This is a genomic window from Pseudomonas sp. 273 (assembly GCF_029201425.1).
Classification (GTDB): domain Bacteria; phylum Pseudomonadota; class Gammaproteobacteria; order Pseudomonadales; family Pseudomonadaceae; genus Pseudomonas; species Pseudomonas delhiensis.
In genome coordinates this window covers 6,730,648-6,745,261 of record NZ_CP116775.1, presented here as the reverse complement: position 1 = coordinate 6,745,261, position 14,614 = coordinate 6,730,648, and the positions used below count along the sequence as shown (strand labels likewise).

General features: G+C 69.3%; 11 protein-coding genes and 2 pseudogenes. 9 read left to right on the top strand and 4 right to left on the bottom strand.

What is annotated here, in order from left to right; genetic code table 11:
• The first annotated feature begins 2 nt into the window (after positions 1–2).
• From PKO50_RS30880 to PKO50_RS30860, 5 genes are all read left to right on the top strand, one after another.
• Positions 3–1,316: an Nramp family divalent metal transporter gene (locus PKO50_RS30880; protein ID WP_275628145.1), complete on the top strand. Its 1,314-nt coding sequence runs from the start codon at positions 3–5 to the stop codon at positions 1,314–1,316.
• A gap of 56 nt (positions 1,317–1,372) precedes the next feature.
• Positions 1,373–1,639, top strand: coding sequence for a PilZ domain-containing protein (locus tag PKO50_RS30875; protein WP_089392578.1), 267 nt, complete (start codon positions 1,373–1,375; stop codon positions 1,637–1,639).
• 101 nt (positions 1,640–1,740) lie between these two features.
• Positions 1,741–2,250 (top strand): sigma-70 family RNA polymerase sigma factor, encoded by a 510-nt coding sequence (locus tag PKO50_RS30870; protein WP_275628144.1) that lies wholly within the window; start codon positions 1,741–1,743, stop codon positions 2,248–2,250.
• Positions 2,247–3,197, top strand: coding sequence for a FecR domain-containing protein (locus PKO50_RS30865; protein WP_275628143.1), 951 nt, complete (start codon positions 2,247–2,249; stop codon positions 3,195–3,197). Before PKO50_RS30870 ends, PKO50_RS30865 begins: the two co-directional genes overlap by 4 nt.
• A 115-nt stretch (positions 3,198–3,312) precedes the next feature.
• On the top strand, positions 3,313–5,766 hold the full coding sequence (locus PKO50_RS30860) for a TonB-dependent receptor (RefSeq protein WP_275628142.1): 2,454 nt from the start codon (positions 3,313–3,315) through the stop codon (positions 5,764–5,766).
• 392 nt (positions 5,767–6,158) lie between these two features.
• Here PKO50_RS30860 and ehuA read toward each other — a convergent pair whose 3' ends face one another.
• The 4 genes and pseudogenes from ehuA to ehuB form a co-directional block, all read right to left on the bottom strand.
• Positions 6,159–6,992, bottom strand: a complete 834-nt coding sequence (ehuA, locus tag PKO50_RS30855; RefSeq protein WP_275630553.1) for an ectoine/hydroxyectoine ABC transporter ATP-binding protein EhuA — start codon at positions 6,990–6,992, stop codon at positions 6,159–6,161.
• 23 nt (positions 6,993–7,015) lie between these two features.
• Positions 7,016–7,672, bottom strand: coding sequence for an ectoine/hydroxyectoine ABC transporter permease subunit EhuD (ehuD, locus tag PKO50_RS30850; RefSeq protein ID WP_275630552.1), 657 nt, complete (start codon positions 7,670–7,672; stop codon positions 7,016–7,018).
• Between the two features lie 10 nt (positions 7,673–7,682).
• Positions 7,683–8,327, bottom strand: a pseudogene (ehuC, locus tag PKO50_RS30845) (ectoine/hydroxyectoine ABC transporter permease subunit EhuC); the annotation flags it as partial.
• Positions 8,328–8,387: 60 nt separating this feature from the next.
• A pseudogene (gene ehuB / locus PKO50_RS30840) lies at positions 8,388–9,241 on the bottom strand (ectoine/hydroxyectoine ABC transporter substrate-binding protein EhuB).
• A gap of 405 nt (positions 9,242–9,646) precedes the next feature.
• Here ehuB and PKO50_RS30835 point away from each other — a divergent pair.
• From PKO50_RS30835 to doeA, 4 genes are all read left to right on the top strand, one after another.
• Positions 9,647–11,041, top strand: coding sequence for a PLP-dependent aminotransferase family protein (locus PKO50_RS30835; RefSeq protein ID WP_109933010.1), 1,395 nt, complete (start codon positions 9,647–9,649; stop codon positions 11,039–11,041).
• Positions 11,042–11,301: 260 nt separating this feature from the next.
• Positions 11,302–12,294 (top strand): hydroxyectoine utilization dehydratase EutB, encoded by a 993-nt coding sequence (gene eutB, locus PKO50_RS30830; protein ID WP_275628141.1) that lies wholly within the window; start codon positions 11,302–11,304, stop codon positions 12,292–12,294.
• A complete protein-coding gene (locus PKO50_RS30825) occupies positions 12,287–13,279 on the top strand; it encodes a cyclodeaminase (protein WP_275628140.1) in 993 nt (330 codons plus the stop codon). Before eutB ends, PKO50_RS30825 begins: the two co-directional genes overlap by 8 nt.
• Before the next feature lie 141 nt (positions 13,280–13,420).
• Complete coding sequence (doeA, locus tag PKO50_RS30820) at positions 13,421–14,611, top strand: ectoine hydrolase DoeA (protein ID WP_275628139.1); 1,191 nt, start codon at positions 13,421–13,423, stop codon at positions 14,609–14,611.
• Positions 14,612–14,614 lie beyond the last annotated feature (3 nt).

The following is a 14,614-nucleotide window of genomic DNA, read 5'->3' as shown; positions in this document are numbered from 1 at the left end:
GCATGTGGGGACTACCGACCACCGCCACCGCGCCCTTCTGCCCTTCCGAGGTCAGGGGTAGCGTCGTCGTTTCGCCCAGCGCGCCGCTGTGGAAGCGCATCCTGCAGTTCGCCGGGCCCGGCCTGCTGGTCTCCATCGGCTACATGGACCCGGGCAACTGGGCCACGGCCATCGAGGCCGGTTCCGGCTTCGGCTACCAGCTGCTCTACGTGGTGCTGCTGTCGAGCCTGGCCGGCATGGTCCTGCAGTGCCTGGCCATGCGCCTGGGCATCGTCACCGGGCAGGACCTGGCGCAGCTCTCGCGGCAGCGCTACAGCCCGGCCATGGCCAAGGTGCAGTGGCTGCTGGCGGAGTTGTCGATCATCGCCACGGACCTGGCCGAAGTGCTCGGCTGCGCCCTGGCCTTCCACCTGCTGCTGGGCGTGAACCTCACCGGCGGCATCCTCCTCACCGCCCTCGACACCCTGATCGTCCTCGGCCTCAAGGGCCAGCGCTTCCGCCACCTGGAGGCGATCATGCTGGGGTTGATCATCACCATCAGCGCCTGCTACGTGGTCGAGCTGGTGCTGATCAAGCCGTACTGGCCGGACGTCGCCGCCGGCTTCGTGCCCAGCCTGGACACCCTCGGCCAGCGCGAGCCGCTGTACCTGGCCATCGGCATCCTCGGCGCCACCGTGATGCCGCACAACCTCTACCTGCACTCCTCCATCGTGCAGACCCGCGCGGTGGCCGGCAGCCAGGGCAAGGCCTCGGCGATCCGCCTGGCGCGGCTGGACACCGTGGTCTCGCTGAGCCTGGCGCTGCTGATCAACGCCGCCATCCTGATCCTCGCCGCCGCTGCCTTCCACGAGACCGGGCATTCCGACGTCACCGAAATCCAGGACGCCTACCGCCTGCTCGAACCCCTGGTCGGCGCCGGCCTGGCCGCCATACTGTTCGGCGTGGCGCTGCTCGCCTCCGGGCAGAGTTCCACCTTCACCGGCACCATCGCCGGCCAGGTGATCATGGAAGGCTTCCTGCAGATGAAGATCCCCTGCTGGCAGCGTCGCCTGATCACCCGCGCCCTGGCGCTGATCCCGGCGCTGCTGGGGGTGATGCTGATGGGCGACAGGGCGGTGGGCAAGCTGCTGGTGTTCAGCCAGGTGGTGCTCAGCCTGCAGCTGCCCTTCGCGCTCTGGCCGCTGATCCGTTTCACCGGCGACCGCGCGCTGATGGGCGAGTTCGTCAACCGCTGGCCGACCCGTGCGCTGGCCTGGCTGCTCTTCGTCGTCATCAGCGGCGCCAACCTCTGGCTGCTGGGGCAACTGGCCGCTTGACCGGCGGCGGTGGATCGGGCCGACTATGCCGCTGACATTCCGGACGGATGCCGAGCATGGCGAATCAGAGGCAGTACCCGCGTACCCCGATGAAGTGCAGGATCAAGATCGTCCACGCGAGCTTCGGCGAGGTCATCGGCCACACCCGTGACCTCTCCGACGGCGGTGTCTATGTGCGCCACGCGGCGCTGGCCGCGCTCCCTCCCGGCACCCGCGTGCAGGGCCAGGTGCAGGACCTGCCCATGGAAGCGCCGGTGCTGCAGATGGAAGTCATGCGCACCGACGCCGAGGGCGCCGGCCTGCGTTTCGTCGACTCCGACTGAGGTTCGCCGCGCCCAGGCTTGCCGCCGGCCCCGGCTGGGCCGTATATTCCGCCGCCAAGACGTTAATGATAATACTTATCAATTGAGCGGATGGGCGGCCCATGTCGGCGGCAACTGGCGCGAAGGAATCCCTGCAGCAGCTCTACCTCGACCACCATGGCTGGCTGCACGGCTGGCTGCGGCGGCGCCTGGGCGACCGCGAGCGTGCCGCCGACATCGCCCATGACACCTTCCTGCGCCTGCTGGTCTCCGGCCGCTACCCGGCCCGCCAGGAAGGCCGCAGCTACCTGGTGCAGATCGCCCGCAACCTGGTGGTCGACCAGTGGCGCCGGCAGCGCATCGAACAGGCCTACCTGGACAGCATCGCCCAGCTGCCCGAGCCGGAAACCCCGTCCCTGGAAACCCGCGCCATCATCCTGGAAACCCTGGTGCGCATCGACGCCATGCTCGAGCGCATGCCCGCCAAGGTGCGCGCGGCCTTCCTCATGTCGCAGTTCGAGGGGCTGGGCTACGCGCAGATCGCCGAACGCCTGGAGGTGAGCCTCAGCTCGGTGCAGAAGTACATGATCCGCGCCATCCAGGCCTGCTACCAGGTGCTCTACGAAGCATGAAACGCCCAGCCGAAGCGCCGGTGGCCCCGGCCGTGGTCGAACGTGCCAGCGAGTGGCTGATGCTGCACTGGGGCGGCGAGCTGGACACCGACCAGCACGCGGCCTTCGCCGCCTGGCATGCCGCCGACCCCGAGCACCGCCGCGCCTGGCAGCGCCTGCAGCAGCTGCAGGGCACCCTGGCCAGCGTGCCCGCCGCCACCGCCCGCCAGGTGCTGGGCGAGCTGCCGGACCGCCGCCGCCGCGACCTGCTGAAGACGCTCGGCCTGCTGCTTGCCGCCGGCGGCAGCGCCTACCTGGCCGGCGACCTGCCCTGGCGCGAGACCTTCGCCGACCAGCGCACCGCCAAGGGCGAACGGCGCCACCTGCGCCTGGCCGACGGCAGCCAGCTGGACCTGAACAGCGACAGCGCCGTGGACATCCGCTTCGACGCCAGCCAGCGGCGCATCTGCCTGCTGGCCGGGGAAATCCTCTGCCAGGCCGTGCAGGAGGCGCGGCCGCTGGTGGTCGAGACCGCCGCCGGCGACATCCGCACCCGCGGCGCGCGCTTCGCCGTGCGCGAACTGGACGGCGGCAGCCGCGTCGACCTCTACCAGGGACAACTCGATATCCTGCCGCGGCATGCCGCCGCCGTGCGCCTGCAGGCCGGCCAGCGCCTGTGGTTCAACGCCGAGGGCATCGGTGCGCTGCAGGCCGCCGACGGCAATGCCAGCGCCTGGAGCGAAGGCCGGCTGATCGCCGAGCGCCAGCCGCTGGGGCAGTTCCTCGTCGAACTGGGGCGCCATCGTCCCGGCCTGCTGCGCTGCGCCGAGGATGCCGCCGGGCTGCTGCTCACCGGCGTGTTCCCGCTGGCCGACACCGGCCGTGTGCTCGCCGCCCTGGAGCGCAGCCTGCCGGTGCGGGTGAGCTACCGCACCCGCTACTGGGTGACGGTGGAACGCCGCGCCTGACTCGCCGCCAACGGTTCATCGAAAAAAACTCCAGCGGCGCTTGTCGGTTTCGCCGGCTCGTCCGGGATACCTCTTGAACCCCCTGCAGAGCCCTGCCCAAGAGGAACCTCCCGCAATGCCCAGAATGCCCCTCGCCCGCCTGGCCGCCGCCCTGCGCCCCGGCACCTTCGCCGCCGCGCTGGCCGTCACCCCGCTGTTCTGCCCGCCGGCCTGGGCGGCCGAGGCGCAGCAGCAGTACGCCATTCCCGCCGGCGGCCTGGACCAGGCCCTGAACCGCTTCGCCAGCCAGGCCGGGGTGTTGCTCTCGGTGGACGCCAACCTCACCGCCGGCAAGCGCAGCCCCGGGCTGCAGGGCAGCTACCCGGTGGAAACCGCCCTGGGCCGCCTGCTCGAAGGCACCGGCCTGCAGGCCGAGCGCCAGTCCGACGGCAGCTACACCCTGGCGCCACGGCCCGACGCGGCGCTGAAGATGGACGACACCGTGGTCTCGGAGTTCGCCCCCGACGCGCCCAGCGAGGCCACCCGCGCCTACACCACTGGCGCCAGCAGCACCGCCACCGGCCTCGGCCTGTCCCTGCGCGAGACGCCGCAATCGGTGAGCGTGATGACCCGCCAGCGCATCGCCGACCAGGGCCTGCACAGCCTCACCGACGTGCTGGAGCAGACCCCCGGCGTCTCGGTGCAGCACTACGACAGCGAGCGCTTCAACATCTGGTCGCGCGGCTACACGGTGGACAGCTTCCAGTACGACGGCGTGCCCACCACCCTGATCCCCAGCACCACCGCCACGCCGCAGAGCCTGTCGGACATGGCCATCTACGACCGGGTGGAAGTGCTGCGCGGCGCCAGCGGGCTGATGACCGGCGCCGGCGACCCTTCCGGCACGGTCAACCTGGTGCGCAAGAAACCCACCGCCGAGTTCCAGGGCTACGTCAGCGCCGGCCTCGGCTCCTGGGACCTGTACCGTACCGAGGCGGACGTCTCCGGGCCGCTGACCGACAACGGCCGGCTGCGCGGGCGCAGTGTCATCGCCTACCAGCAGAACAACAGCTACGTCGACCACTACCAGCAGGAAAAGCAGGTCTACTACGGCATCCTCGAGGCCGACCTGAGCGACAGCACCCTGCTCACCTTCGGCGTCGACTACCAGAAGTACGCGCCGCGCGGCGTTTCCTACGGCAGCTTCCCGATCTTCTACAGCGACGGCAGCCAGACCGACTTCTCCCGCTCGTTCAACCCGGCCTCGCGCTGGAGCCACCGCGACCAGGACACCCTGAGCACCTTCTACACCCTGGAACAGCGCCTGGCCGGCGACTGGTCGCTGAAACTCGCGCTCAACCAGCTCTACAGCACCCGCGACCTGTCCCTGGCCTCGGCCAGTTGGGGCTACCCGGACAAAGTGACCGGCGACGGCCTGCGCCTGTACGGCGGCGACGGCAGCGGCTGGCAGAAGCAGACCGGCGTCGACCTGATGGCCAAGGGGCCGTTCCAGCTGCTGGGCCGCGAGCACGAACTGGTGCTCGGCTACAGCTGGTCGAAGTACGAGGACCACAACGACCCCGACCTCGACGACCTCGAAGGCCGCGAGGTGAACATCTACACCTGGGACAACCGCACGCCGCGCCCGGTGTCCGAGGGCCCGCTGATGGACAACGACACCCTGATCTACCAGCAGGGCGTCTACCTGGCCACCCGCCTGCGCCCCACCGACGCCCTGTCGGTGATCCTCGGCGCCCGCGCCAGCGACTACAAGTACAGCTACTCGCTGGACTACGTGGTGCCCGCCTTCGCCGACTTCAGCAGCACCACGCGCATGCGCGAGAGCGGCCAGGTCACGCCCTACGCCGGCGTGGTCTACGACCTCAGCGAGCAGCACTCGGTGTACGCCAGCTACACCAGCATCTTCCGCCCGCAGAGCGAGCGCGACCGCAGCGGCCGGCCGCTGGACCCGCGCGAAGGCGACAACTACGAAGTGGGCCTGAAGAGCGAGTTCTTCGACGGCCGCCTGAACACCAGCATCGCCTACTACGAGATCAAGCAGGACAACCTGGCCGAGGCCGACCCCGGGCAGATCGTCGTGGGCACCCTCGACGAACCCGCCTACCGCGCCGTGCAGGGCGCCAGGACCAAGGGCTTCGACCTGGAGGCCGGCGGCGAGCTGGCGCCGGGCTGGAACCTCACCGCCAGCTACAGCCACAGCGTCACCAAGGACGCCGAGGGCGAGCGCATCAACACGGTGGCGCCGGCGGAGATGTTCAAGCTGTGGACCACCTACCGCCTGCCCGGCGCCTGGAACCGCCTGACCGTCGGTGGCGGCGCCAACTGGCAGAGCGGCATCCACTTCACCGACACGCCCTGGGACCTGGGCAAGACGGTCAAGGCCAGGCAGGAGCAGTACACGGTGGTCGACCTGATGGCGCGCTACCAGCTCAGCGAGCAGCTGTCGACGACGCTCAACGTCAACAACCTGTTCGACAAGAAGTACCTGAGCGCGCTGGATACCACCTTCTACGGCGGCTACTACGGCGAGCCGCGCAATCTGTTGGTCAGTGCGGAGTATCGGTTCTGATACCGCGGGCCTGGCCCGCGAAATCGCGCGCAGGGCGCGCTCCTACATGGGGGCTCGGCTTTTCGTAGGAGCGAGCTTGCTCGCGAAGGGTGTTCCGTCGGCAGGAATTGGCAGGGGGCCAAAGAACGCCCTCTCCCTAACCCTCTCCCTGAAGGGAGAGGGGACCGTTGGGCAGACGCTGATGTTCTGGAGTCAGCCGGCTAGCACAGGGACTGCCGGCTGAAACCATTCCTTTTCTCGGCACGGACAAGCCCCCTCTCCCTTCAGGGCGGGGCGCGCAGCCGAGGGCTGGGGAGAGGGAGCGGAGCTGAGCCAACACACTGACATCACAGTTGAGCCCTGTTCGCGAGCAAGAGCTAGGCGCCCCCTCGCTCCTACAAAAACCAGCCCCCTCAACTCGCCTCGTTCACCGCACTGAGGAAACACCGCGTCCGCTCGTGCTGCGGGTGGCCGAACAGCTGTTCCGGGGTGCCCTGCTCCAGGATGTTGCCCTGGTGGAAGAAGCACACCCGGTCGGCGAACTCGCGGGCGAAGCCCATCTGGTGGGTGACCATCAGCATGGTCAGGTTGTGCTCGGTGCCGAGCCGGCGCACCACGTTGAGCACCTCGCCGCACAGCTCCGGGTCCAGCGCCGAGGTCACCTCGTCGAACAGCATCACCTTCGGCCGCATGGCCAGGGCGCGGGCGATGGCCACGCGCTGCTGCTGGCCGCCGGAGAGCTGCGAGGGGTAGTGCTCCAGCTTGTTGCCCAGGCCGACCATCTCCAGCAGCTCCACCGCGCGCTCGCGGGCCTCGTCGCGGCGCATGCCCAGCACCTGCACCGGCGCTTCCATCACGTTCTTCAGGGCGCTCATGTGGGGGAACAGGTTGAAGCTCTGGAACACCATGCCGATCTTGCCGCGCACGCGGCGCACGTGGGCCTCCGAGGCGCGCACCGGCTCGCCGTTGCGCAACTGGTGGGTGAGCGGGTCGCCGTCCACCTCGATCACCCCGCTGTCGATGCCCTCCAGGGTCATCAGGGCGCGCAGCAGGGTCGACTTGCCGGAGCCGCTGGGGCCGATGATGGCGACCTTCTCGTTGGCGCCCACCTCCAGGTCCAGGTGGTTCAGCACGGTGAAGCTGCCGTAGCTCTTGCACACATCGCGGAAGCGTACCATCGGCTGGGCGGTCTGTGCCCGCGGGGCCTCGTCGGCCAGCGGCCGGGTGGTCATGGACAGGACGGTCATGGGGTTTCCTCCGGTGGGCGCTTTCATGGCAGTGCCGTGCGTTTTTCCACCTGGCGGACCACGCCGGCCAGGCTGATGCTGATGAGCAGGAAGAACACCCCGACCAGGGTGATCGGCTCCAGGTAGCGGAAGCTGTCGGAACCGATGTTCTTGGCCTGCTGCATGATTTCCACCACGGTGATCGCCGAGAGCACCGGGGTGTCCTTGAACATGGCGATCAGGTAGTTGCCCAGGGCCGGCAGCACCGGGCGGATGGCCTGGGGCAGGATCACCTGGCGGTAGGCCCGCCACGGCGAGAAGTTCAGCGCCGTGACCGCCTCCCACTGCCCGCGCGGCACCGACTCCAGGCCGGCGCGGTAGACCTCGGCGGTGTAGCAGGCATAGTGCAGGGCGATGCCCAGGGTGCCGGCCACCAGCGAGGTCATGTTCAACCCGTAGCTGGGCAGCACGTAGAACAGGAAGTACACCTGGATCAGCAGCGGCGTGCTGCGGATGAACTCGATCAGCCAGGCCGCCGGCCACGACAGCCAGATGTGCCGGCTGCGCCGGGCCAGGGCGAAGAGCAGGCCGAAGACCACCGCCAGGGCGAAGCCGACCAGGGTGATGCCGATGGTCTTGAGCGAGGCGTGCAGCAGCTGCGGCAGGATATGCCAGGCGAATTGCCAGTCGAACAGCTTCATCACAGGCCTCCCGGATGCGCCCATGCCCCAGCCGGCGTTCCAGGCGGCGCATGAGGAAGACGATGGCCTGGGCCATGGCGAAGTACAGCACCAGGGTCAGGGTGAAGATCTTCAGCGTCTCGAAGGTCGCCTGGTCCAGCTGGCGGGCGCGGAAGGTCAGGTCCGAGAGGGTGATCAGCGACACCAGCGAGGTGTTCTTCAGCAGTTCGATCAGCAGGTTGGTGCCCGGCGGTATGGCGCACAGCAGCGCCTGCGGCAGGATGATCCGGCGAAAGCGCGTGAACGGCGTCATGTTCAGCGCCAGCGCCGCCTCGTACTGCCCCTTGGGCACCGAGCCGATGGCCCCGCGCATCACCTCCGCGCCATAGGCGCCGATGTGCAGGCCCAGGCCGAGAATGGCCACCGTGTAGGCGCCCAGCTCCAGGTTGAACGGCGGCAGCGGCAGTACGAAGAACAGCCAGAACAGCTGCACCAGCAGCGAGGTGCCGCGGAACAGCTCGATGTAGCCGATGGCCAGCCAGCGTACCGCGGGCCAGGGCGCCAGGCGGCCGAGCGCGGCGACTATGGCCAGGGCCACGGCCAGCAGCGAGCCGAAGAAGGTGACCTGGACGGTGACCCAGGCGCCCTCCAGCAGCAGCGGAAGCAATTCACCCATGTTGCGCATCCCGTATCGACAGGTTCGACGGAACGGCCGAGGGGGCGGGGCCCCCTGCGGTCACTGTTTGCAGAGCTCGGCGGCGCTCTTGTCGGTCAGGTTGGACTTGTCGAAGCCGAACGGCTTGACCGTCTGCAGGTGCTCGTCGCTGCCCAGCCACTTCTTCAGTTGCTGGTTCACCGCGTCGCGCAGGTCCTTGTCCTCCGGGCGGAAGGCCAGGGCGCCGTAGCCGATGTGGGCCGGGTCGTCCTTGAAGTCGGCGATGGCCTCGACGCCGTCGCCGCCCTTGGCCGCCAGGCCCTTCATGGTCAGCGCGGTGCCGACGCTGGCGTCGGCGCGGCCGGCGCGCACCGCCTGCAGCTGCGCGGTGGTGTCCGGGACCTGGACGATCTGCTCGTCGCTCACCCCCTCGGCGCGGGCGTAGCCCAGCTCGGCGGTGCCGGACATGATCGCCAGGCGCACGTCCGGGTTCTTCGCCACGTCGGCGTAGCTGTGCAGGTTCTTCGGGTTGCCCTTCTTCACCAGCAGGGTATCGGGGATCTGGTAGTGCGGGTCGGTGAAGATCACCTGCTGGCAGCGCGGCGGGGTGATGTACATGCCGGCGGCGATCACGTCGAAGCGCCCGGCGCGCAGCCCGGGGATCAGCGCGCCCCACTCGGTGAGCACCGGCTCGACCTTCTTCACGCCCATGGCGGCGAACACCTTGGTGGCGATCTCCGGCGACTCGCCGGTGACCTTGCCGGAGGTCTCGGTGTAGGCGAAGGGGCCTCGTTGGCGTAGCCGATGCGCACCGTGCCGGTGCTCTGGATGCGTTCCAGGGTGGTCTCGGCCTGGCTGGCGAAACTGGCCGCAAGGCCCGCCAGCAGGGCGCAGGCCAGGTTCAGGCGACGCAGGGAAAGGGGGGCGGTACTCATCTTCGGATCTCCTGATCTTCTCGTGCCGGCCTTGTTGTGGTGTTGGGGCGCGGCGGTGGATGGCAGGTAGCGATGTCGTGCGACTGTTGTTGTTATGTGGGACCCGCCGGGCGGGCCTTCCGAAGTACTGCCCCGACGCAGGGCATTCGTTGCGTTGCAGACTAAGCCGTCCGGCCTTGCGGCTGTTCCCGATCGGCGCCGTCGCGGCGGAAAAAACGCCCTGTCGCGAGCGCCCCATCCGCGGCTTTTTTCTGCGCCGGCCTTGCGCCGCGGCGGGCGGCGGCATGACCGGCTGGTCGGCCCGAGCATACAAAAGGCTTCCCAGCGCCGGAATTGCACTAGGACAATCCATGGAAATGCCCTGATCCATCACCCTGTGCCGGAGACCGAAGGGGAATGCCCATCATGCAAAGCTGGCGCCAGGCGCTGGCCGGCCTGCGGGTCGGCGAATCCAAGTACAAGACACTGGTCCAGGCCATCGCCGCCGAGATCGAGCAGGGTCGCCTGCACGACGGCCAGCGCCTGCCGCCGCAACGCCAGGTGGCCGACGGCCTGGGCATCAGCGTGCAGACGGTGACCAACGCCTACAAGGAACTGGAGCGCCAGGGCCTGGTGCGCTGCGAGGTGGGCCGCGGCAGCTTCGTTTCGCGGCGCATGACCGAGGGCGTGTCGCGCTACATGCTCGACCACCCGGAGCGCGCCCTGGTGGACTTCTCCATCGCCAGCATCGTACACACCGACGACCACGACCGCCTGTGGCAGGACACCTGCCGCCAGTTGGCCCAGGAGGCGGACCAGCCGTGGATGCGCGCCTGCCGGCCGATCGCCGGCTTCGACAGCCACCGCGAGGCGGCGGCGCAATGGCTGGCGCAGCAGGGCCTGCGCTGCGAGCGCGACGACCTGCTGATCACCAACGGCGCCGCCCACGCCATCTTCCTCGCCCTCGCCTCCCTGGCCGGGCCCGACGACGTGGTGCTCTGCGAGCAGCTCACCGACCACGGCGTGATCGGCAATTCCCAGGTGCTCGGCTTCACCCTGAAGGGCGTGGAGATCGACCGCGAGGGTATAGACCCGGAGCACTTCGAGGACCTCTGCGCCAACGAGCGGGTCACCGCGCTGGTGTGCACGCCCAACCTGAACAACCCCACCTCCAGCCTGATGAGCGACGCGCGGCGCCGGGAGATCGCCGCCATCGCCCAGCGCTTCGGCGTCTACGTCATCGAGGACGACGTCTACGGCCCGCTGCTGGGCGAGCGCCGCGCGCCGCCCCTGAGCCACTACCTGCCGGACCTGTCGTTCTACTGCACCAGCTTCACCAAGAGCGTGCTCACCGGCCTGCGCATCGGCTACCTGGTGGTGCCGCGGCGCCTGGCCCTGCGCACCGAGAGCATCCTGCGGGTGAACAGCTGGATGGCCGCGCCGCTGCTGGCCGAAGTGGCCACCCGCTGGATCCACAACGGCAACGCCCAGGCCCTGGTGGAACGCCAGCGCCGCCTGCTGGCGGCACGCCAGGCGCTGGTGGCCGAGCGCTTCGCCGAGCACCTGCTGGGCCATGCGCCCCAGGCCCTGAGCTGCTGGATCGGCATTCCCGAGCACTGGGAGCTGGACAGCCTGGTGCGCGAACTGCGCCACCGGCACATCGCCGTGACCTCGCCGGACCCCTTCATGGTCCGCGGCACCCCGCGCCCGCGCGCGGTGCGCCTGTGCATGGGCGCCGAATGCAGCGACGAACGCATGGCCCAGGCCCTGGACGACATGCGCGAGCTGTTCGGCCAATACCCGAAGATCCACGATTTCTGACGTAGGGCGTATAACCGTTCGCGGTTATCCGCCGTTTCACCTTCCTTGCCGGCAACTTCGTGGTTGGGCTTGGCGCGGCTTGGGGGCGGCTTCGTGCTCGGCACCGAGCGGCATGGGGCCAAGGTCAAGCGGCGGATAACGCGGAGCGTTATACGCCCTACGCTCCGGGGTATTCCTCTGCGCCGAATGACAATCTCCACGACATCGTCCTAGTACATTCAACGCGACAATTTCCCGCTCATACACTCGGCCCGACTGCATTGTCGGGAGGCCGCCATGGCCAACGAGATCCCCTGATCGAGCTGTACCGCGCCCGCCAGCGCATCCGCGGCCTGGTGCGGCAGACCCCGCTGGAGCACTCGTCCAGCCTGTCGGCCCTGCTCGGCGCGCCGGTGTACCTGAAGCTGGAGTCGCAGCAGGCCACCGGCAGCTTCAAGCTGCGCGGCGCCAGCAACGCCATCGCCCAGCTGGACGACGCGCAGAAGGCCCGCGGGGTGGTCGCCGCCTCCACCGGCAACCACGGCCGCGCCCTCGCCCATGCCGCCCGCGTGCTCGGCGTGCCGGCCAGCATCTGCCTGTCGCGCCTGGTGCCGGCGAACAAGGTCGAGGCCATCCGCGCCCTGGGCGCCGAGGTGCGCATCGTCGGCGACAGCCAGGACGACGCCCAGGCCGAGGCCGAGCGCATCGCCCGCGAGCAGGGCGCTGCCCTGCTGCCGCCTTTCGATCACCCGCAGATCATCGCCGGCCAGGGCACCCTGGGCCTGGAAATCCTCGAACAGTTGCCGCAGGTGCGCCAGGTGCTGGTGCCGCTGTCCGGCGGCGGCCTGTTCGGCGGCGTGGCCCTGGCGCTGAAAACCGCCGACCCGTCGATCCGCCTGCACGGCATCAGCATGGCCCGCGGCGCGGCCATGGCCGCCAGCCTCCAGGCCGGCCACCCGGTCGAGGTGGAAGAGCTGCCGACCCTCGCCGATTCCCTCGGCGGCGGCATCGGCCTGGACAACCGCTACACCTTCGAACTCGCCCGCGCCTACTGCGACGAGCTGCACCTGCTCGGCGAGGAAGCCATCGCCGCCGGCATCCGCCACGCCTACCGTGAGGAACGCCAGGTGGTGGAGGGCGCCGCGGCGGTGGGCATCGCCGCGCTGCTGGAGGGCCGCATCGCCGCCGAAGGGCCGGTGGTGGTGGTGGTCAGCGGCCGCAACATCGCCATCGAACAACACCAACGCATCATCGAGGACACCCTGCATGGCTGACGTCACCCTGCTCAGCGAAGCCGACCTGCGCGCCTGCGTGGCGCTGGACCCCGAAAGCCTCGACGCCGTCGAGCAGGCCTTCCGCCTGCTGGCCACGGCGGCGGTGGCGATGCCGCCGATCCTGCGCCTGGACATCCCCGAGCACAACGGCGAGGTGGACGTGAAGACCGCCTACCTGCCGGGCCTGCCGCGCTTCGCCATCAAGGTCAGCCCGGGCTTCTTCGACAACCCGAAGCTCGGCCTGCCCAGCCTCAACGGCATGATGATGCTGCTGTCCGCCCACACCGGCCTGCTCGATGCCCTGCTGCTGGACAACGGCTACCTCACCGCCGTGCGCACCGCCTGCGCCGGCGCCGTGGCGGCCAGATGGCTGGCCCGCGAGGACGCCCGCCAGGTGGCCATCCTCGGCGCCGGCGAGCAGGCGCGCCTGCAGCTCAAGGCGTTGTGCCTGGTGCGGCCGATCGAGCGTGCCAGCCTCTGGGCCCGCGATATGGCCAAGGCGCGCCAGTGCGCCGCGGAACTGAGCAGCGCCCTGGGCATCCCGGTCACCGCCTGCGCCAGCGTCGACGAGGCCCTGGAAGGCGCCGACATCGCCATCACCACCACGCCCAGCCGCGAGCCGCTGATCGAGAAGCGCCACCTGCGCCCGGGCCTGCACATCACCGCCATGGGCTCGGACGCCGAGCACAAGAACGAGATCGCCGCCGAGGCGCTGGCGGCGCTGGACTGCTACGTCGCCGACCGCCTGAGCCAGACCCGCGTGCTGGGCGAGCTGCACCACGCCATCGAGGCCGGCGCGGTGGCGGCGGGCGCCGACTTCGCCGAGCTCGGCCAGGTCATCGCCGGGCAACGCCCGGGCCGCCGCGGCGCCCGGGACGTGACTCTCTGCGACCTCACCGGCACCGGCGCCCAGGACACCGCCATCGCCGGCCTGGCCTTCCAGCGCGCGCAGCGCATGGGCAAGGGGTTCAAGTTCCACAGCTGACCGCTTCATACCGGACAAACACCTGTAGGAGCGAGCTTGCTCGCGAACAGATTCTTCGGCCGCGCCGGCGCTGGGCGGATTCGCGAGCAAGCTCGCTCCTACAAGAGCCCCCGTGACACCACTCATCCAGAGGATTTCCGCATGCCCGAAATCGTCGTCAACCTCCCCTTCGCGAGGGAGGAATACGCCCAGCGCCTGGCCAAGGTCCGCGCCAGCATGCAGCAGCGCGGCATCGAGCTGCTGCTGGTCAGCGACCCGTCGAACATGGCCTGGCTCACCGGCTACGACGGCTGGTCCTTCTACGTGCACCAGTGCGTGCTGCTGGCGCTGGACGGCGACCCCGTGTGGTTCGGCCGCGGCCAGGACGCCAACGGCGCGCGCCGCACGGTGTTCATGGGCGCCGACGACATCGTCGGCTACCCGGACCACTACGTACAGTCCAGCGAGCGCCACCCCATGGACTACCTGGCCCGCGAGGTGATCGCCGCGCGCGGCTGGCAGGCCCTGGCCATCGGCGTGGAGATGGACAACTACTACTTCAGCGCCGCCGCCTTCCGTTCGCTGCAGGCCAACCTGCCGCAGGCGCGCTTCGTCGACGCCACCGCGCTGGTCAACTGGCAGCGCGCGGTGAAATCGCCGCGGGAGATCGAGTACATGCGCATCGCCGCGCGCATCGTCGAGAAGATGCACGCGCACATCCTCGAGCGCATCGAGCCGGGCATGCGCAAGAACGAACTGGTGGCGCAGATCTACAGCACCGGCATCCTCGGTGCCGACGGCCATGGCGGCGACTACCCGGCCATCGTCCCACTGCTGCCCACTGGTGCGGATGCCAGCGCGCCGCACCTGACCTGGGACGACACGCCCTTCGAACGGGGCGCCGGCACCTTCTTCGAGATCGCCGGCTGCTACAAGCGCTACCATTGCCCGCTGTCGCGCACCCTCTACCTGGGCAAGCCGCCGCAGCACTTCCTCGACGCGGAAAAGGCCGTGGTCGAAGGCATCGCCGCCGGCCTGGAGGCGGCCAAACCGGGCAACACCACCGGCGACATCGCCCGCGCCTTCTTCGCCGTGCTGCAGAAGTTCGGCATCCACAAGGACAGCCGCTGCGGCTACCCCATCGGCATCAGCTACCCGCCGGACTGGGGCGAACGCACCATGAGCCTGCGCCCCAGCGACGAAAGCGTGCTGCAACCGGGCATGACCTTCCACTTCATGCCCGGCCTGTGGATGGACGACTGGGGCCTGGAGATCACCGAAAGCATCCTGATCACCGACACTGGCGTGCAGACCTTCTGCGACTACCCGCGCCAGTTGTTCGTGAAGGAGTGAAGC